Source organism: Paraburkholderia xenovorans (genome assembly GCF_046030735.1).
Classification (GTDB): Bacteria; Pseudomonadota; Gammaproteobacteria; order Burkholderiales; family Burkholderiaceae; genus Paraburkholderia; species Paraburkholderia xenovorans_A.
This window is the reverse complement of record NZ_JAQQBV010000046.1, coordinates 25,474-44,675: the sequence shown is the minus strand read 5'-3', so window position 1 is coordinate 44,675 and position 19,202 is coordinate 25,474. Positions and strand designations below refer to the sequence as shown.

Genomic DNA, 19,202 nt, shown 5'->3' with positions numbered 1-19,202 from the left:
GTTCCACTGGACCGAGTCGAAAATGAAGAATTCGGGTTCCGGGCCGAAGAAGGCGGTGTCGCCGAGGCCCGTGCTCTTCAGATACGCTTCAGCGCGCTTCGCGAGCGAACGCGGGTCGCGCTCGTAGCCCTTGCCGTCAGCCGGTTCGACGACGTCGCAGGTCAGCACGAGGGTGGATTCTTCGTAGAACGGGTCGATGAAGGCGGTGTTCGCGTCCGGAATCAGCAGCATGTCCGATGCTTCGATGCCCTTCCAGCCGGCAATCGACGAACCGTCAAACGCATGGCCGCTTTCGAACTTGTCTTCATCGAATGCCGACACCGGCACCGAAACGTGTTGCTCCTTGCCGCGCGTGTCGGTGAAACGAAAGTCGACAAACTTGACGTCTTCGTCTTTGACGAGTTGAACGACGTCGGCCACGGATTTACTCATAACCTATCTCCTGATTAACAAATTCGGCGGACTCAGCCGCCGCCCAATCTAGCTGACCCATCCCGGCGCGTCCACCCCTCGATCGCTTGGGACGAACATATGACAATGCCTGGACAAATCGATCGCGACCAATAAAGCAGCTTCCATGCCATGTATGCGCCAATCCGGCGCAGAAGCTCGCCGCACGCGCGTTTGCAGGGAATGGCCGCACCGAAGCGCATGCAGCCCCTATATCTTCCAGCCGAAGAATGCACCACATTGAGGCAACCGCAATAGTCGTTGCCGGCACCCAAACTATTTTGGTGCATTTTCTATATTTTGCACCATTTAGATGCATTCGGCCCACCGCGGTTTGCCACTCGCTCCCGCGATGATTCCTCTCCGTGCTGCCCGGCAAGTCCGTGTCCGACCGCCCGTCTCCACCCCGCACGCCGCGCGCTAGAATGGTCGTTTGGTCCACAGGAGGTTTGCCCTCATGAGCACGCTCGAACAGTTGTACGCCCAGGCGGACAAGCGCCGCACCGAAAACCAGTTGCCCTATGCGGGCGCGGTCTCGCCCGCCGAAGCGTTCGAACTGCTTCAGCTCGATCCACGCACGCGCCTTGTCGACGTACGCACGCGCGCCGAACTCGACTGGGTCGGCCGGCCGGTTATCGGCGACGGGCAATACGCGCACGTGGAATGGACGCGCTATCCGGGCGCCGTGCCGAATCAGGCGTTTCTGCAGCAGTTGAGCGAGGTGGCCTCGCCCGATACGCCGGTGCTGTTCCTGTGCCGCAGCGCCGCGCGCTCCAAACTCGCCGCGATCGCCGCGACCCAGGCGGGCTTCACCCATGCGTATGACCTGCTGGAAGGCTTCGAAGGCGACAAGGACGGCCAGGGGCATCGGAAGACGGTAGCGGGCTGGTGTTTTCGCGGCTTGCCGTGGATCGGCGCGTAACGCTCGTTGGCCGTTGAGGAGAGCAGTAAAGCTTAGACGCATCGTCGGTGCTGGATGTGACACGCCGATGATGCGCACCCTACAGAAAGCCGAGCGGTACCGCGGGTGCTCGGCCGGCTGAGTGAATTTGCAGTAGGACTCAAACCGGGTTCAAGCCGGGTTTAAAAACCTAAGCCCAGTTTACGCAACGAACACCGGCATCAGGCGCGCGGCTTGACCGAAGCCGCCGCGGCTTCCTGCTCGACGATATCGCCGCCCAGCAGATGCACGCCTTCCCGCAGCTTCACGAAGGCCGCCGCTACCGCTTCCGGCTCGCCCTTCACGCCCAGATCGATGTGATGCCGCGCGTACACGCCGCCGCGTTCCGCATCGCCGACACTCGGCAAACTGAACACGCGCACGCCCGGAAAATCCTGTTCGATCTTTTCCATCAGCGGCGTCAGTCGCGACTCCGGCAATTCGAACACCAGCAGCGACTTTTCCGCATGCGGCATCGCGTGGTGCAGATCCGCGTACTGGGTATCCAGCACCCACTCGATCATCGGCCACGCCATCACCGGGAAGCCCGGCACGAAGTGATGCTGGTTGATCGAAAAGCCCGGAATCTTGTTGTAGCCGTTCGGGATGATCGACGCGCCCTGCGGAAACGTACCCATATTCAACCGATGACGATTCTCCGGCGAATCGAGATCGAGCGGCGCGGGCGAGCTCCCCGGATGCATGTCGCGGATGCGTTCCTGAATCAGCCTCGCCGCCTCCGGATGCAATTCGAGCGGCACGCCGAGCGCCGCGGCCGCGCATTGACGCGTGTGGTCGTCGGGCGTCGCACCGATGCCGCCCGTCGAGAACACCACGTCTCCCGACGCGAACGTGCGCCGCAGCGTCGCCGTGATGCGCTCCGGGTCGTCGCCGATGTATTCCGCCCAGCCGAGCGACAGCCCGCGCGCGCCGAGCAACTCGATGACCTTCGGCAGGTGCTTGTCGACACGTCTGCCCGACAGGATTTCGTCGCCGATGATGATCACGCCAAATGCCATTGCCGCCTCTTTCGCTTGATAAGTAACAGTAATTCGTCAGTAAGAAACCGGCGCCGTCTGCCGTACGCCCTGCTCTTCCGCGCGCATGCGTTGCAACGCGCGCAGACAGTAGTAGCCGAACCACAGCGCCGAAAACACGAGGATGAATGCGTAGATCCAGATCGTCACCGCGGTGATCACCGGGAACAGCACGATCAGCCAGACCGACGACGCCCACAGCAGCGTCGGCAGCGAACCCAGCAAACCGCTTGCGATGCCGATCAGCAGCAACGGCAAGCGGAAGCGCCGCACCAGCGCGCGCCGCTCGTCGCGTGTGGCGTGCAACGCGAGCGCGTCGTAGCTCATCACCCGATAGGTCAGCCAGCCCCACAGGAGCGGCGGAATCAGCGCGAAGAACGGCGGCACGAGCCACAGCGGCAATGTGACGATCAGCAGCACGATGCAGATCAGCGTGGTCCACAACGCCTGGCCGAGGCTACCGTACCACGTTCCGCCACGACGCATCTCGAGGCTCGCGAATTGCCGCGCCGACAGGAAGCGGATCACGGACGGCATCGACAGCGTGGCGATCAGCAGCAGCACGGTCACGACGATCAGCGGAATCGCCATCGCGATCACGATGAACGGCGCAATCGCCGCGTGCAGCGCCGAAAACCCGAGCCAGTCGAACAGGCGATAGAGCGTGAGCGTGAACGACCAGGTTTCGAGCCACGAGCGCGTCGCGCCGATCAGCGTCTGCCAGGAAAACCACAGGATCACGCCCCAGCCGACCGTCGCCGCGAGAAACGGCATGAAGGTCAGCCAGAGCATGCGCGGGTGCAGCGCGCTTGCGAGTGCGCGCCCGAACGAGCGCAACAGGTCATTCATGCGAGCAGGTGTCAGTGAACGAAACGATGGAACCGGACAGACCGCGCAGCGAACCGGCCGACGCAGCCGCACTCCGGGAGGCGGAACGCGAACCGCGCAACAGGCGAGGTGGGCACGCGCAAACGTGGACAGGATAAACCACGTGACGCGCCGCCGGGGAAACCGGCGGCGCCGGAGGAAGGAGGTTCAGACCGCAGCCGTGTCGCTCGGCTCGGCGCGGCGCTTCGGTTTCGGCGAAAGTCTCCCGGCGATGCGCACGAATGCGAGCCAGTGCTGTGCCCAGAAACCCTCGCCATAGCGACGGCCTTCGAGCTGGTCGCGAATGCCGGTGGGTTCCATCTCGCGACTCCACGACACGCTGCGAAACAGCATGTCCCACCAGGGAAACAGCACGCCGAAGTTGCAACCGTACTTCAGCCCTTCGTGACCGTAGCCGATTGCATGATGACGGCGATGGAACGTCGGACTGACCAGCAAACGCTCGCCGAGCCAGCCGAAGTAAAGACGGATATTCGCGTGCTGCACGCTCTGTGCGAGATTGGTGATCGCCACCAGCACGACGAATTGCGAAGGCGGCACCCCGATCACCAGCGCGATCGCCGCGAAGAACGACGCCTGCAGCAGGTCGTCGAGCAGATGGTTGCGATCGTCCGACCACAGCGACATCTGCTGCTGGCTGTGATGCACCGCGTGCAACTCCCACCACAGGCCGATCCGGTGCTCCCAGCGGTGATACCAGTAACCGGCGAAGTCCAGCACCAGCAGATACATCACGAAGGTGACGAGCGGCTGCGTGGTCACGCCGGGCCACAGATTGTCGAATTCGATATTCGCGATGTTGCGCAGCCGCAGCCACGCCTGCACGTTGTCGAACAGAGGCTGCAGCGCGAAAAAGAACAGCAGATTGAGGATGCCCAGCTTGGCGATCCACGTGTAGATCACGTCGACCCGCACCGCCTTGCGATTCTCCCACTGCTCGACCGGCCGCAGCGCCTCGAGCGGACGCAGCACCGCGTACATCGCCAGCACCTCGAAGACGCCGACGATCACCCAATACAGGCTGTCGTACGTGTCTTCGTCGTAATCCATCAGATTGAAACGGAACAGCAACGGCTGCACCACGTCGACGTACAGCAATGTCTGCACGGCGGAGACCAAACTGTCGAGAGAAGAAAAAATCAGTTGGAACATGGTGCTGGCCTGGTTGCTTCATCCGCCGCGACTGGCTCATACGCGGCACTCGCGCTGCTTTTCGCGCCGACGCTCGTGCCGCCGTTCATGCCAGATTACGCGCCGTTCGGCGCGGTGAGCGGCGCGCGATTGAAGAAATAGATGCCGTGCGGCGACCGGCCGACGGCAATCGTCTGGATCAGCTTACGCGTGGTCAGATCGATAATACCGATGTGCTTTGCGAAGCGGAAGGTCACCCACAGGTAGCGTTTGTCGGCAGAAAGTTCCATGTCGTCAGGCCCGGGCATCAGACCCGTGATGTCGCCGACATTGGTGAGCGAGTCTTCGTCGATGATGCTGATGGTGCTTGCCACGCGGTTCGACACGGCCACGTGCTTGCCGTCGGCGAGCGAGCGGAAGTTGTGCGCGCCGTTGCCCGTGTGAATCGTCTTGACGATTTTCTGGTTACGCCAGTCGACCACCGCGACGTAATCCGCGCCGGTCATGCCCACCAGCAGGTATTTTTCGCCCGGCGTCATCCACAGGCCGGCCGGCACCTTGCCCACCTTCATCTTCCACTTGACGGTTTGCGTGGCCAGATCGATCGCGGCGAGCTCGCCCGAGACCTGCAGCGTGACGAACACCGTTTTGCTGTCGTTCGTGAACGCCATGTGGCTGGGCATTACGGCCAGCGGCAGACGCGAAGCCAGGGTCATCTGGTTCTGCGCGTTGTCGTAGTGATAAATGTCGAGGCGATCCAGCCGCAGACCGGTGGTGACAAGCCATTTGCGGTCGGGCGAGAAACCGATTTGATACGGGTCTTCGATGTTTTCGACCCAGCGCTGCACCTTGCCCGTCTTCGGATCGACGAACATCAGATTGTTCGACACCGAGTTCGCGACGATCAGCGACGAGTTGTCCGGCGTGGCCATCAGGTGATGCGGTTCCTTACCCGTCGGCACCGTGCCGACGACCTGGCGGGTGGTTTCGTCGATCAGGCTCAGCGTGGCTTCGCCGGAATTGAGCACGATCACGTTGTTGGCGTGGGCCGCCGGAGAAAAAAAGCCTGCGGCGGCGACCAGCGCCGCGACGGCGGCAAACGTGGAAGTCAAGCCGGGAAGAAAAAATTTACGCATGAAAACTCACTTCGGAGAACAACCGTCATTGTAGAACGTTTGCTGGGGCGCGAGGTTGATGTGGATACTGGTTTGTCGCGTCGAATAATGGGGGACGCAACGAATTGGTGTCTCTGCATAGGCATGTCGTTTCGACAGGTTTAGTTGGCCTGTTTTTGCGTCGACAAATGATTATTGCAGTCCTAAATCCGGCGCTCGCAAATGAGAAAAAATAAGGAAAATATTAGAAATTCTCTATTTTTCACAAAAAAACACACATATTCAAATTTATATCCAATCGACGATTTTATTTTCTGCCATTTAAGAATTGGCTTATTCCGACCGTTCCGCAGCAGACCGGAGAATGCTTCAGTGCATCGCCTAGGCAATCAACCCTGTGACATCAGCGCGTGACGAAGGCGATCCCCGCTCACGAAAATCAGCTGAACATAAAACATGAAAGACGGCACCACTGCGGTCTATCTGTTTTTATTTTTTGAGCGGCACACGTTGGGCCAATAGAGCTTTATCCGGATTGCCGTGTTTTTTACACACCGTCCACGCATGCAATACCACGGAGTTTCTGAATAATGAACAGGATTTACAAAACGGTCCGGTGCAAAAGCTCCGGGACGTGGATCAACATGTCGGAAACGACTCAATTGAAGAGTAGTCGCGCAGCGCTGCGACAACAGCTTCTCGCGCAGGCTGCGCTGGCCGGGGCCACGCTGTTAGGCAGCACGACAGGAGCCCATGCGGCGGGAGACGCTGCAACCAGCTATTACGATGCGCGCGCATATTCCAATACGGGCGACCGACCCGCCCTTGCAAGCGGACCCGGCGCTGTCGCAGCAGGCGGGAACGCAGTCGCAACCGGCATCGGTTCGACTGCGATCGGCGAAATGACTACGGCAACTGGCGACGGTGCAAACGCGCTTGGCCTTTTTGCCCGCGCCACGGGGACCGGCGCTTTCGCCGCCGGCTCATCCGCGTGGGCAACTGAAGATAACGGCACGGCGATCGGCAATCTGGCGACGGTGATGGGCCCGAATGCGGCGGCCATCGGCGCGTTCTCGGCCGCCAATGGCTTCAACGCTGTCGCGCTGGGCTACGCCGCCATGGCGTCCAGCGAGAACGGCATGGCACTCGGCGCACTCGCCAATACGAGCGGCATCGGCGCCATCGCAGTGGGGGCCAATGCGCAGGCGAACGATGACTACTCGCTCGCGGTCGGCACCAATGCTGTTGCCGGTGACGCAATCGCCATCGCAGTCGGCATGAATTCGGTCGCCAACGGTCTGGGCAGCGTCGCCCTCGGCACGCTGGCCGAAGCGTCCGGCACAGGTTCCGTCGCATTGGGCCGGGGTTCCGCCACTCGCGCCGACGGCGCGGTGGCATTAGGCGATAGCGCCAGCGCGCTGGCGCAGAACGCCGTGGCGCTTGGTCGCGGCTCGGTCGCCGATCGTGCCGACACGGTCTCAGTCGGGTCCGCCGGCAGCGAACGCCAGATCACCAACGTCGCGGCCGGCAAGGAAGATACCGACGCCGTCAACGTTGCCCAACTGAACGCGGTGAGCGCGCAAACCCGTGCCGACGCCACGAAGCTCGACCGCGCAGTGGTCTATGACCAGAACCCCGATGGCAGCGTCGACAAAAGCAGCGTCACACTCGGCGATCCGGCGAGCGGCGGCACCGTGATTCACAACGTCGCCGACGGCGTCGCGCCGTCCGACGCGGTCAACGTCAGTCAACTCGACGCGGCCATCAACGGCGCGGTCGGCAACATCACCGTCAACACCGCCAATCCGTTCTTCAGCGCCGAAGGCGATCGCGACACCGAGGGCGCGCTGGCATCGGGCACGCACTCGGTCGCGTCGGGCGCCAACGCGCAGGCCGCGGGCAGCAACGCCGTCGCGCTCGGCGCAAACGCAATTGCCGGCGCGAACAACGCCATCGCCTTGGGCGCCAACGCGCAGGCTGCGGGCAGCAACGCCATCGCGCTAGGCGCTGCGGCAAACGCCGGCGCCGACAATTCGGTCGCGCTCGGCCAGGGATCGGTTGCAGATCGCGCGAATACGGTGTCGATCGGCGCGGTGGGTCAGGAGCGACAGATCGCGAACGTTGCGGCGGGCGTACAGGGCACGGACGCGGTCAACTTGAACCAGTTGCAGCAAAGCATCGGCGGCGCAGTCGGCCAGGCCAACAGCTACACCGACGACCAGATCCGCTCCGCTCGCCGCGACGCGTATGGCGGCACCGCGTCCGCGCTGGCGGTGGCCGGTTTGCCGCAAGCCGTATTGCCGGGGCACGGCATGGTCGCGATCGCCGGCGGCACGTACGGCGGCCAGTCGGCCATGGCCGTCGGCGTGTCGCAATTGTCGGAAACAGGTAAGTGGGTCTACAAGGTGCAAGGCACCACGGATTCGCGCGGTCAGTTTGGCGCGTCGGTCGGCGCCGGCATGCACTGGTAAGACACGGGTGCGAAGCGTGACGGGTTCGATCTGAATCCGCCATCTCGCAGACGAGTGATCTCTCGTTGTAGCAGCGAGCGGGCGTGGACCCGGGGACGGGTTCACGCCCTTTGCGCGCGATGTCATTCCTCTACGGAGCGATATCGCGCGCTTTTTTGCGTTCGTCAGCGAACCGCGCGCCAGGCGACAACCCGCGGATCGAAACGCGGATAAACGAGGCCGCGAGAATGTATGAACCCGCGCAAAGCCGGACACCGGGCAGAACCGGCATCCGTCCCGCACGGCCTGAGCGAAACTCAGCGCTGCATCGACTCCCACACCTTATAAAGCCGCTTCACCGACACCGGCATCGGCGTACGCAGTTCCTGCGCGAACAACGAAATGCGCAACTCCTCAAGCAGCCAACGGAATTCCGACAGCCGCGTATCCAGCACCCCGCCCCGCTGAGCGAGCGCGCGCTGGTAGTTCTGCAGCAACGGTTGAAACTCGGCGAACTGCCGAGCGTCGCGCGCCGAATCCGCCTTGAGCTTGTCGACGCGCATCGCAATGCCCTTCAGATAGCGCGGGAAATGCGTCAATTGCGTGTAGGGCGTATCGACCACAAAGCGTTTGCCGATCAAGCCGTCGAGCTGGTTCTGCATGTCCGCGTGCGCGGTCGTGAACGCTTTCGCCTGCACCAGCTTCTTCGTCACGCTCGCGTATTCGCTCAGGATCTGCCCGACCAGCCGCGAGATTTCCTGCGCCAGCAAGGTGAGACGGCTGCGGCCTTCGTCGCGGCGCGTATGGAAGCTGGTGTCGTCGTCGGGCAACGGATCTTGCAGACAGGCGCGGTCGAGCGCGGTGTCGATCAATTGATCGCGCAGTTCTTCCTGCGTGCCGCGCGGCATGAACTGCATCGCCATTTCGCGCAGACCCGGCAGATTCTTCTCCAGATACTTGATCGGCTCCTTCAACTGCAACGCGAACAGACGCCGCAGTCCGGCGCGATGGATGCGCGCCGCTTCGTCGGGTGAATCGAATACTTCGACGTCGCAGTGCGTGCCGCGATCCACGAGCGCCGGATAGCCGAACAGCGTCTGGCCGCCACGGCGGATCTCCAGCAGCTCCGGAAGCTTGCCGAAATTCCACGTAGTGAGCTTTTCGTACAGCGCGGTGCCCGCAGTGCCCGCGGTACCTGGCTGGGCCGAAGCCTGGGTGTGCGGACCCGCGCCAGCACCCTTGCCTCTCGCGTCAGCCGAAATCGAAGCCGAAGCCGAAGCCAAACCCGCAGCACCGGCAACGCCCGCAGGCGAACCCGCCGCGCCACTTCCACCGCCCGCGCCCGCCAGCGCCACACCAGCCGCACCCGATGCGATCTTCTGAAAATGCTGCTGCGCCTGGCCGCCGAGTTCGGCGCGCAATTGCGACAGATTGCGGCCCATCGCGAGCTGACGTCCATGCTCGTCGACGACCTTGAAGTTCATGAACAGATGCGGCGGCAGCGTCTCGAGCTTGAAGTCGGCCTGCTTCATCGCGACCTGGGTGCGCTCGCGAATGTCCGCGATCAGCGACTCGAGCAAGCCGCCCGCGCCGAAACGCTGCCCGCTATGACGCTCGACGAAACCCGCTGCGTACTCCGGCAACGGCACGCAATTGCGCCGCAGCTTCTGCGGCAAAGACTTCAGCAGCAGTTGCGTCTTCTCTTTCAGCATGCCGGGCACGAGCCATTCGCAGCGCCGCGCATCCACTTGATTCAATGCGTACAGCGGCACCGCGAGCGTCACGCCGTCGCGCGGCGAGCCCGGTTCGAAGTGGTAAGTGAGCCCCATCTCGACGCCCGACATCGTCATCCGTTTCGGGAACAGGTCGGTCGTCACGCCGGCGGCTTCGTGCCGCATCAGATCGTCGCGCGACAGATACAGCAGACGCAGCTTGTCGTCGGTCTGACCGCTCTTCTTCACCTCGTCGCGATACCAGCGCTCGAACGACGCGCCGGTGTAAATGCCCGCCGGCAGCGCCTGATCGTAGAACGCGAAGATCAGTTCATCGTCGACCAGCACGTCCTGACGACGCGACTTGTGCTCAAGTTGCTCGATGTCGGCGAGCAGCTTGCGGTTGTGCGCGAAGAACGCGAGCTTCGTGTCGAATTCGCCTTCCACCAGCGCGCCGCGAATAAACAACTCGCGCGCCCGCGCCGGGTCCTGCTTGCCGAAACTCACGCGCCGCCGGTGATAAATCGGCAGGCCGTACAGCATCGCGCGCTCGAACGCGGACACCTGCGCCGCGCGCTTCTCCCAATGCGGCTCAGACAACGACTTCTTCAGCAGATGCGCACCGATCTTCTCGATCCACTCCGGCTCGATCTTCGCAATACAACGCGCGTACAGGCGGCTCGTCTCGACCAGTTCGGCGGCCATCGCCCATTTGCCCGCCTTCTTCACCAGCGCGGAACCCGGCCACAAATAGAATTTGATGCCGCGCGCGCCGAGGTAATACGGTTCGTCGTCGGCTTTCAGGCCGATGTTGCCGAGCAGGCCCGTCAGCAGCGCGAGATGGATCTGCTCGAACGTGGCTTCCGCTTCGTTCAGACGCCAGCCGTGTTCGCGCACCACTGTCAGCAGTTGCGAGTGCACGTCGCGCCATTCGCGCAAACGCAATTGCGACAGGAAGTTCTTGCGGCACTCGTCGTGCAACTGCTTGTTCGACTTCTTGTGCGCGATCGCTTCTTCAAACCAGTTCCAGATTTTCAGCCATTGCAGGAACTCGGAGCGCTCGTCGGCGAACCGGCGATGCGCCTGGTCCGCCTGCTCCTGCGCTTCGATCGGCCGGTCGCGCGGGTCCTGCACGGACAGCGCGCTCGCGATAATCAGCACTTCCTTCAACGCCTGCTGATCGCGCGCGGCGAGAATCATCCGGCCGACCCGCGGATCGAGCGGCAAGCGCGCGAGTTCGCGGCCGAGCGGCGTGAGCTGGTTGTCGTCGTCGACGGCACCCAGTTCGTTGAGCAACTGGTAGCCGTCGGCGATCGCGCGGCCCGGCGGCGGCTCGATAAACGGAAAGGTTTCGATCGCCGTCAGATGCAGCGATTTCATCCGCAGAATCACGGAGGCCAGTGACGAACGCAGAATCTCCGGATCGGTAAAACGCACGCGGCCCTGAAAATCGCTCTCCTCATAGAGACGAATGCACACGCCGTCGGCAACGCGACCGCAACGTCCGGCGCGCTGATTCGCGGCCGCCTGCGAAATCGACTCGACCTGCAACTGCTCGACCTTGTTGCGATACGAGTAGCGCTTCACGCGCGCGAGCCCGGTGTCGACCACATAGCGAATGCCCGGCACCGTCAGCGAGGTTTCGGCGACGTTGGTCGCGAGCACGATGCGGCGCGCGTTCGACGTGCGGAACACGCGCTCCTGGTCGGCCGCCGAGAGGCGCGCGAACAGCGGCAAAATCTCCGTATGCGGCGGATGGTGCTTGCGCAGCGCTTCGGCGGCGTCGCGGATTTCGCGCTCGCCGGGCAGGAACACGAGCACGTCGCCGGGGCCTTCGCGGCACAGTTCGTCGACCGCGTCGACGATCGCTTCCATCAGATCGCGGTCAGTCTCGCGCTGCGTTTTCGGCCTGTCACGCGATTCGCGCGACCCCGCCGACGTCGAGGCCGTGCCCTCCGCCGCCTTCACCGCCGGGCTGTCTTCCGCGACCGGCCGGTAGCGTACTTCGACCGGATAGAGCCGCCCGCTCACTTCGATCACCGGCGCGGGTTTTTCTTCGCTGCCGAAATGGCGGGCGAAGCGATCCGCGTCGATGGTCGCCGAGGTCACGATCAGTTTCAGATCGGGGCGCTTGACGAGGATTTCCTTCAGGTAACCGAGCAGAAAATCGATGTTCAGACTGCGCTCGTGCGCTTCGTCGATGATCAGCGTGTCGTAGGCTTTCAGCAGCGGATCGGTCTGCGTTTCCGCGAGCAGAATGCCGTCGGTCATCAGCTTCACGGACGCGCCGGGCGACAGATTGTCGGTAAAGCGAACCTTGTAGCCGACCACTTCGCCGAACGGCGTGCCGAGTTCTTCGGCGATGCGCCGGCCGGTCGCCGACGCGGCGATCCGGCGCGGCTGCGTGTGGCCGATCAGACCGGTGCCGCCCGCGCCGAGACCGCGCCCGAGTTCGAGGCAGATTTTCGGCAATTGGGTGGTCTTGCCCGAGCCGGTCTCGCCGCAAACGATCACCACCTGGTTTTGCGCGATCGCGCGCGCGATTTCCTCGCGGCGGCCGGACACCGGCAGCGCTTCGGGGAAGGTGATCGGCGGGATCGGGTTCGGCTCGACGACGCGCGGCGGCCGTGGTGGACGTGGTGGACGTGGTGGACTTGACGGACGTGGCTCTTGCGGCGGCCGTGATTCACGACCGGGCTGGGCGCCTGGCCCAGCCTCTTGCCGCGGGCGTTGGCCACGCGCCGCGTTTTGCGCGCGTCCGTCATCGCGGCGCGGCAGATCGCCGGCCTTCACCTGATCGGCGGCCGGCGCCGTATTCTCGTTCGCCGGAGCGGGACTTTTGGGTACATTCGACATGGGGGCGCATTATAATCCCCGGCATGAATTCCCAAACCGACCTCGTCCCCGCGCCCGCGAGCGTTCCGGCCCCCACCGGAGCAACGGAAGACCTCGCCCAGCACGCGCAATTCGTCGACTGGATGCGCTCAGTCGCCCCTTACATCCATGCGTTCCGTAACAAGACTTTTGTCGTCGGTTTCGGCGGCGAGGTGGTGCATCAGGGGCTCCTGAACGCGCTCGTGTCCGACATCGCGCTGTTGCAGGCAATGGGCATCCAGATCGTTCTGGTGCACGGCTCGCGACCGCAGGTCGAAGAGCAAATGAGCCTGCACGGCGTGGAATCCGAGTTTTCGCACGGCATGCGAATTACCGACGCGCGCGCGCTGGAGTCCGCAAAAGAAGCGGCCGGCGAAGTCCGTCTGGACATCGAGGCCGCGATCAGCCAGGGCTTGCCGAACACGCCGATGGCGCACGCGCACATCAGCGTGGTGTCGGGCAACTTCGTGACGGCACGGCCGGTCGGCATTCTCGATGGCGTCGACTTCGCGCACACCGGCGTGGTGCGCAAGATCGACGCGGATTCGATCCGCCATTCGCTCGCGAGCCGCAAACTGGTGTTGTTGTCGCCGCTCGGCTTCTCGCCCACCGGCGAGGCCTTCAATCTGTCGATGGAAGACGTCGCATCGGCGGCGGCGATCGCGCTGCGCGCCGACAAGATCGTGTTCCTGACCGAAACGCCGGGCCTGATGGAAACCGGCGAAGACGGCCCCGAACTGGTCCGCGAACTGTCGCTCGACGACGCGTACAAGCTGCACGAAAGCGGCGAAGTCACCGGCGACGCCGGTTTCTATCTGAAGCATTCGATCCGCGCGTGCCGCGGCGGCGTCGCGCGGGCGCACATCATCCCCTACGCGCTCGACGGCAGCCTGCTGCTCGAACTGTTCCTGCACGACGGCGTGGGCACGATGATCTCGTACGAGAACCTCGAAAGCCTGCGCGAAGCCACGCCGGACGACGTCGGCGGCATTCTCTCGCTGATCGAGCCGCTCGAATCCGACGGCACGCTGGTACGGCGCGGCCGCCATCAGATCGAACGCGACATCGACCATTTCTCGGTGATCGAGCACGATGGCGTGCTGTTCGGCTGCGCGGCGCTGTATCCGTATCCGCAGGAGCGCATCGGCGAAATGGCCTGCCTCACGGTCGCGCCGGAAGCGCAAGGCACGGGCGACGGCGAGCGCCTGCTCAAGCGCATCGAACAACGCGCGCGCGCCCGCGGCCTCACACGCATTTTCGTGCTCACCACGCGCACCGAACACTGGTTCCTGAAGCGCGGCTTCGTCAAGGTCACGGTCGACGATCTGCCTGAAGACCGCCGCCGCCTCTACAACTGGCAGCGCAAGTCGCTCGTGCTGATGAAACAGCTCTGAGCGGCCCCATATAAAACGACTAGCCGCCCCACATCTGATTACCGGAGAAACACAGCATGACTCGTATGGTTCAATGCGCGAAGCTCGGCAAGGAAGCCGAAGCTCTCGATTTCCCGCCGCTGCCGGGCGAACTCGGCAAGCGGATCTACGAAAGCATTTCGAAGGAAGCGTGGCAGGCCTGGTTGAAGCAGCAAACCATGCTGATCAACGAAAACCGCCTGAACATGGCCGATCCGCGCGCGCGTCAATACCTGATGAAGCAGACCGAAAAATTCTTCTTCGGCGAAGGCGCGGATACAGCGCAGGGTTATGTGCCGCCGCCGGCTGCCGAGTAATTTGCGCCTCGGGCCAACGCTCGCGCCCTGCCCCGCTTGATGAAAAATCCGCGCCGCGTGCGCGGATTTTTTTTCGTCTGAAGCATGCGTTAAAACTCTCCAGACGGTACATTTCGGGCCATTTTTAAGCGCTCTTTCCATACCCAGAAAATCCGCCGGATCCCCCGCCCCGCAAGGGATTGAGCACCGTCCCCCAAACCCACGGCGGACACCGGGTTTGCACGATCCTCTGTCATCGTGCTATTATGTGCACCGTTCCAACAGCATTTCACCTTCATTCACGTTCATCCTAAGTTCCACGCATTGCGTGCGCGAGCCGTGGATTGAACAGTTTTTATACAAGAAGGCTCGTCGGTCGTTTCACCGCATAAGCTCGCATCAGTTAGCAGCACTGCGGCGATCCAGCACCGGCCTTTTTCGTTTCAAGCCTTCCAGCGGCGCATGGGCCAGCTTCCAGCCACCCCAGCGTCCTCATGCATCTGCCCCCCTTCCACGGCCACGCAGATGCAACAGTCAGCACAATCTAGACGAGTGTTTTTTCGCGATCTGTCTCGCGAGGCACGGGCGTTGTGTTTCCCTTCGCGCCCACTCTTTCGCGGTTGACGTTCAAACGTCGACCGCGAAAACCCGCCGCCGCTTTTCGCTCGCGAAACGACACTTCCCCAGCACCCGTGGCGGAACGTTCATGCGCGTTTTCATGAGTTTCGTCGCAGTCATTGGAGTTTTCACCTTGACCGCTTCCAGCAACGGCTTCTGGCGACATCACAAAGAAGAACAGCGCCTCTCCCTCGACGACATCACTGTCGTCGACAAATCTCTCCTCAAGCGGGCCGTTGGCGCGATGGCGCTCGGCAACGCGATGGAATGGTTCGATTTCGGCGTGTACAGCTACATCGCCGTCACGCTCGGCAAAGTTTTCTTCCCGTCGGCCAGCCCGGCTGCACAGTTGATCGCCACGTTCGGCACGTTCGCCGCGGCGTTCCTCGTGCGACCGGTCGGCGGCATGGTGTTCGGGCCGCTGGGTGACCGCATCGGCCGTCAACGCGTATTGGCGATGACGATGATCATGATGGCGCTCGGCACCTTCGCGATCGGCCTGATTCCGAGCTATGCGACGATCGGCATCTTCGCGCCGGTGCTGCTGCTGGTCGCGCGTCTGGTGCAAGGCTTCTCGACCGGCGGCGAGTACGGCGGCGCGGCGACCTTTATCGCCGAATTTTCGACGGACAAGCGCCGCGGCTTCATGGGCAGCTTCCTCGAATTCGGCACGCTGATCGGCTACGTGCTCGGCGCGGGCACCGTCGCGGTACTCACGGCGGTGCTGTCGAACGACGCGCTGCTGTCGTGGGGCTGGCGTGTGCCGTTCCTGATCGCGGGTCCGCTGGGCCTGGTGGGTCTGTACATCCGGCTGAAGCTCGAAGAAACGCCTGCGTTCAAGAAGCAGGCCGAACAGCGCGAAGCGGAAGACAAGGCGCTGCCCAAACAATCGTTGCGCGAGTTGCTGATGCAGCAGTGGAAGCCGCTGCTACTGTGCGTCGGCCTCGTGCTGATCTTCAACGTCACCGATTACATGGCGCTGTCGTATCTGCCGAGCTATCTGTCGGCCACGCTGCATTTCAACGAAACGCACGGCCTGTTCCTCGTGCTGCTCGTCATGGTGCTGATGATGCCGATGACGCTCGCCGCCGGCCGTCTGTCCGACACGATCGGCCGCAAGCCGGTGATGCTGTTCGGTTGCGTGGGTCTGTTCGCGCTGTCGATTCCGGCGCTGCTGCTGATCCGGATGGGCACGGTGCTGCCGGTGTTCGGCGGCCTGATGATTCTCGGCGTGCTGCTGTCGTGCTTCACCGGCGTGATGCCGTCGGCGCTGCCGGCACTGTTCCCGACGAAGATCCGCTACGGCGCGCTGGCGATCGGCTTCAACATCTCGGTATCGCTGTTCGGCGGCACGACGCCGCTCGTCACCGCATGGCTCGTCGACAGCACCGGCAATCTGATGATGCCCGCGTACTATCTGATGGGCGCGTCGCTGATCGGGATCGCGGCGGTGCTCGCGTTGCGCGAAACCGCGCGCAAGCCGCTGCTCGGCTCGGGTCCGTGCGTGGCGACGCGTGCCGAAGCGCATGCGGTACTGCGCGGCGAATGCGAAGCGGCGGAAATGGATGAGGGTTATGCGGCCGCGGCTACTGCGCGTGCATGAGCGCGTACTTGAGCGCGGGTTGCATCGCGCTCCATAGCTGATGTGTCGGAAAAGTGTCCGAAAACGGGCCGGCAAATTTTTTGCCGGCCCGTTTTTTCATGTCAGCAGCAAATCGAACTTCGCCGTGGCCTGTGCGCCTTCGACGATCAGCATGCCCGCGGACACCGGCAACTTGAACCGCCGCGGACCGGCGCTGCCCGGATTGACGAACAGCACGCCGTCGCGCTCGCTGATCGACGGCTTGTGCGAATGGCCGGTAACGACCACGTGAATACCATCGCTGCGCGGACCGGCGGGTACGTCCGCGATATCGTGCACGACGAGGATCGCCACCTGCTGCACGGTGAGTTTGGCGTGCGTCGGTACGGCCGCCGCCCACTCGCCGACGTCGTTATTGCCGCGCACCGCGGTTAAAGGCGCGATCTGCGCGAGCGCATCGAGCACAGACGGATTGCAGATGTCGCCGGCATGGATGATCGCGTCGCAACCCGCGAGGTACTGCAACGCTTCCGGACGCACGAGGTTATGCGTGTCGGAGATCAGGCCGATGCGAGTGGACGGGGCACGCACGCTTACGCTTCCAGCACGTGTTCGATGCGCCGGTCGGGAATGAGCCACCACGCGGCGGCCAGCGTGTACAACGCCGCCGAGACCCACGGCGCGACGAAGGCCAGCGCGATACCGGCCAGATAGATCACCACCGAGACCTTGCCCTTGAAGTCGTTGCCGACCGCCTTCGCGAGCGTCGATTCCCCGCCATGTTCACGGATCAGCACGCGCGTCAGAATGAAATAGGCGATCGCCGACATGAACAGCACGACGCCGTACATCGCGGTCGGCCACGAAGCCAGATGATTTTCACCGACCCAATGCGTGACGGCCGGCAGCAGCGACAACCAGAACAGCAGATGAAGATTGGCCCACAACACCGCGCCGTTGACCTTCTGCACGGTATGAAACATGTGATGGTGATTGTTCCAGTAGATGCCGACGTAGACGAAACTCAGCACGTACGCGCAAAACACCGGCGCCACCGGCCGCAGCGCGGCAAGATCGTAGCCTTCGGGCACCTTCAATTCGAGCACCATGATCGTGATGATGATGGCGATCACGCCATCGCTGAAGGCTTCGATGCGTCCCTTGCCCATCGGTCGGATTCCTGAGATTGATTGCGGTTAGGCGCGCAGCCCGCGCCGCTGCCGATTATCCGCGATGGCGATCGGCTTTGTCGATGTGCTTTCGATCGGCCTGCAAAGGGCCGCCACTCACTTCAACGGCTTCAGACCGTCGAGCAGCGTCGGCACCAGTTCGCTGATGGTCGGGTGAATATGCATCGCGTACTGCAACGTCGGATACGGCGCGCCCGCCGTCATGATGTCGATGAACGTGTGCAGCGCCTCGTCGCCTTCGATACCGTGAATCGCCGCGCCGAGAATCTGCTTGCTGCCGGCGTCGACCAGCACCTTCATGAAGCCGTCGGTCTCGCCGCGTTCGCGTGCGCGGCCGACCCGCGTCATCGGCATCGTGGCGATCAGCGCGTCGCGGCCCGACTTGCGCACGTCGGCCTCCGAAAGACCGACTCGCGCGAGCGGCGGATCGACGAACACCGCGTACGTCATGATCCGCGTGTCGACGCTGCGCGTGCCGCCGTCGAGCAGATTCGCCGCGACGATCTGGAAGTCGTCGTACGAAGTGTGGGTAAATGCGCCGCGGCCGTTGACGTCGCCGATCGCCCAGACACCCGGCACGTTGGTGCGCAACTGAGCGTCGACGGGAATCGTGCCGTGTTTGTCGGTCGCGATGCCGGCGGCGGCGAGGCCGAGGTCGTCGGTATTCGGCTCGCGGCCGGTGGCGAACAGAAGATGCGACGCTTCGAGCGCGGGCAGATTCTGCGCGAAGCCGATGCACACGTCGTGCTCGCGATGCGGATGCGGTTCGACGCGCGAAGGCTCTACGCCGAAGCGGAATTCGACGCCTTCGCGCGCCAGCACCTTGCGCACGGAGTCGGCGAAATCGGCGTCTTCGCGCGCGAGCAGCCGCTCGCCGCGCACGAGCACCGTCACGCGGCTGCCGAAACGCCGGAAGATCTGCGCGAATTCGAGCGCGATATAGCTGCCGCCGACAATCGCCAGATGCGCGGGCAATTGCGTCAGATCGAGCAGGTTGGAGTTGGTGTAGTAACGAATCCGCTCGAGTCCGTCGAGCGTCGGCACGACCGCGCGCGTGCCGGTATTGATGAAGATTTCGTCGGCGCTCAATTCGTCGAGCAGCTTGCCGTCGGGCGCGCTGATGGACAGCGTGTGAGCGCCGGTGAAACGCGCATGGCCGTTGAAAACAGTGACATTGTCCGCACCGCGCAGCCATTTTTCGACGCCGTCGCGCGATTCGCCGATGATCCGGTCCTTACGCGTTTTGACGGCCGCCAGATCGACGCCGACCGCGCCGCTCACCTGCACGCCCAGCTCCGCGGCATGGCGCGCGACATGTGCGGCGCGGGCGCTCGCCACATACGATTTGGTCGGCGTGCAGCCGACGTTCACACAGGTGCCGCCGAACGCCGCGCGTTCGATGACCGCGGTTTTGCGGCCGCTTTCACCGAGGCGCACGGCCAGCGGCGCGCCGCCTTGTCCCGTGCCGATGACGACTGCGTCGAAGTGCTGTGGCATGGCATCTCTC

14 protein-coding genes are annotated in these 19,202 nt (G+C 63.3%); 5 read left to right on the top strand and 9 right to left on the bottom strand.

Annotated features, from left to right (window positions below):
- Window positions 1–432: glutamine synthetase beta-grasp domain-containing protein (locus PQQ51_RS30670; protein WP_408500950.1), on the bottom strand; the 432-nt coding region annotated here is incomplete at its 3' end.
- Window positions 433–907: 475 nt separating this feature from the next.
- Between PQQ51_RS30670 and PQQ51_RS30665 the strand changes: the two genes are divergently transcribed.
- On the top strand, window positions 908–1,372 hold the full coding sequence (locus PQQ51_RS30665; protein ID WP_408500949.1) for a rhodanese-like domain-containing protein: 465 nt from the start codon (window positions 908–910) through the stop codon (window positions 1,370–1,372).
- Window positions 1,373–1,572: 200 nt separating this feature from the next.
- On the opposite strand, the gene PQQ51_RS30660 is transcribed toward PQQ51_RS30665, so the two are convergent.
- The 4 genes from PQQ51_RS30660 to PQQ51_RS30645 all read right to left on the bottom strand — a co-directional run bounded on the left by PQQ51_RS30660 (window position 1,573) and on the right by PQQ51_RS30645 (window position 5,582).
- Window positions 1,573–2,409, bottom strand: a complete 837-nt coding sequence (locus PQQ51_RS30660; protein ID WP_408500948.1) for a competence/damage-inducible protein A — start codon at window positions 2,407–2,409, stop codon at window positions 1,573–1,575.
- A gap of 36 nt (window positions 2,410–2,445) precedes the next feature.
- Complete coding sequence (locus tag PQQ51_RS30655; RefSeq protein WP_408500947.1) at window positions 2,446–3,276, bottom strand: EI24 domain-containing protein; 831 nt, start codon at window positions 3,274–3,276, stop codon at window positions 2,446–2,448.
- A gap of 186 nt (window positions 3,277–3,462) precedes the next feature.
- On the bottom strand, window positions 3,463–4,467 hold the full coding sequence (locus PQQ51_RS30650; RefSeq protein ID WP_408500946.1) for a sterol desaturase family protein: 1,005 nt from the start codon (window positions 4,465–4,467) through the stop codon (window positions 3,463–3,465).
- 95 nt (window positions 4,468–4,562) lie between these two features.
- Window positions 4,563–5,582, bottom strand: a complete 1,020-nt coding sequence (locus PQQ51_RS30645) for a YVTN family beta-propeller repeat protein (protein ID WP_408500945.1) — start codon at window positions 5,580–5,582, stop codon at window positions 4,563–4,565.
- 569 nt (window positions 5,583–6,151) lie between these two features.
- Here PQQ51_RS30645 and PQQ51_RS30640 point away from each other — a divergent pair.
- On the top strand, window positions 6,152–8,032 hold the full coding sequence (locus tag PQQ51_RS30640) for a YadA family autotransporter adhesin (protein ID WP_494478656.1): 1,881 nt from the start codon (window positions 6,152–6,154) through the stop codon (window positions 8,030–8,032).
- A 296-nt stretch (window positions 8,033–8,328) separates the two neighbouring features.
- On the opposite strand, the gene hrpA is transcribed toward PQQ51_RS30640, so the two are convergent.
- Window positions 8,329–12,579 (bottom strand): ATP-dependent RNA helicase HrpA, encoded by a 4,251-nt coding sequence (gene hrpA / locus PQQ51_RS30635; protein ID WP_408500944.1) that lies wholly within the window; start codon window positions 12,577–12,579, stop codon window positions 8,329–8,331.
- 23 nt (window positions 12,580–12,602) lie between these two features.
- Between hrpA and argA the strand changes: the two genes are divergently transcribed.
- The 3 genes from argA (at window position 12,603) to proP (ending at window position 16,526) form a co-directional block, all read left to right on the top strand.
- Entirely contained in the window at window positions 12,603–13,991 is a 1,389-nt protein-coding gene (gene argA / locus PQQ51_RS30630) for an amino-acid N-acetyltransferase (protein ID WP_408500943.1), read from the top strand.
- A 56-nt stretch (window positions 13,992–14,047) separates the two neighbouring features.
- A complete protein-coding gene (locus PQQ51_RS30625; RefSeq protein ID WP_408500942.1) occupies window positions 14,048–14,326 on the top strand; it encodes an oxidative damage protection protein in 279 nt (92 codons plus the stop codon).
- A gap of 697 nt (window positions 14,327–15,023) precedes the next feature.
- Window positions 15,024–16,526 (top strand): glycine betaine/L-proline transporter ProP, encoded by a 1,503-nt coding sequence (gene proP / locus PQQ51_RS30620; RefSeq protein ID WP_408500941.1) that lies wholly within the window; start codon window positions 15,024–15,026, stop codon window positions 16,524–16,526.
- A gap of 96 nt (window positions 16,527–16,622) precedes the next feature.
- Here the strand turns inward: proP and PQQ51_RS30615 are convergent, their stop codons facing one another.
- The 3 genes from PQQ51_RS30615 to PQQ51_RS30605 form a co-directional block, all read right to left on the bottom strand.
- Window positions 16,623–17,096 (bottom strand): metallophosphoesterase family protein, encoded by a 474-nt coding sequence (locus PQQ51_RS30615; protein WP_408500940.1) that lies wholly within the window; start codon window positions 17,094–17,096, stop codon window positions 16,623–16,625.
- 2 nt (window positions 17,097–17,098) lie between these two features.
- Window positions 17,099–17,674 (bottom strand): TMEM175 family protein, encoded by a 576-nt coding sequence (locus PQQ51_RS30610; protein WP_408500939.1) that lies wholly within the window; start codon window positions 17,672–17,674, stop codon window positions 17,099–17,101.
- Window positions 17,675–17,791: 117 nt separating this feature from the next.
- Entirely contained in the window at window positions 17,792–19,192 is a 1,401-nt protein-coding gene (locus PQQ51_RS30605; protein WP_408500938.1) for an FAD-containing oxidoreductase, read from the bottom strand.
- Window positions 19,193–19,202 lie beyond the last annotated feature (10 nt).

Coding starts and splice junctions, on each gene's coding strand:
- PQQ51_RS30665 (WP_408500949.1), top strand. CDS start 908: ATGAGCACGCTCGAACAGTTGTACGCCCAGGCGGACAAGCGCCGCACC.
- PQQ51_RS30660 (WP_408500948.1), bottom strand. CDS start 2,409: ATGGCATTTGGCGTGATCATCATCGGCGACGAAATCCTGTCGGGCAGA.
- PQQ51_RS30655 (WP_408500947.1), bottom strand. CDS start 3,276: ATGAATGACCTGTTGCGCTCGTTCGGGCGCGCACTCGCAAGCGCGCTG.
- PQQ51_RS30650 (WP_408500946.1), bottom strand. CDS start 4,467: ATGTTCCAACTGATTTTTTCTTCTCTCGACAGTTTGGTCTCCGCCGTG.
- PQQ51_RS30645 (WP_408500945.1), bottom strand. CDS start 5,582: ATGCGTAAATTTTTTCTTCCCGGCTTGACTTCCACGTTTGCCGCCGTC.
- PQQ51_RS30640 (WP_494478656.1), top strand. CDS start 6,152: ATGAACAGGATTTACAAAACGGTCCGGTGCAAAAGCTCCGGGACGTGG.
- hrpA (WP_408500944.1), bottom strand. CDS start 12,579: ATGTCGAATGTACCCAAAAGTCCCGCTCCGGCGAACGAGAATACGGCG.
- argA (WP_408500943.1), top strand. CDS start 12,603: ATGAATTCCCAAACCGACCTCGTCCCCGCGCCCGCGAGCGTTCCGGCC.
- PQQ51_RS30625 (WP_408500942.1), top strand. CDS start 14,048: ATGACTCGTATGGTTCAATGCGCGAAGCTCGGCAAGGAAGCCGAAGCT.
- proP (WP_408500941.1), top strand. CDS start 15,024: ATGAGTTTCGTCGCAGTCATTGGAGTTTTCACCTTGACCGCTTCCAGC.
- PQQ51_RS30610 (WP_408500939.1), bottom strand. CDS start 17,674: ATGGGCAAGGGACGCATCGAAGCCTTCAGCGATGGCGTGATCGCCATC.
- PQQ51_RS30605 (WP_408500938.1), bottom strand. CDS start 19,192: ATGCCACAGCACTTCGACGCAGTCGTCATCGGCACGGGACAAGGCGGC.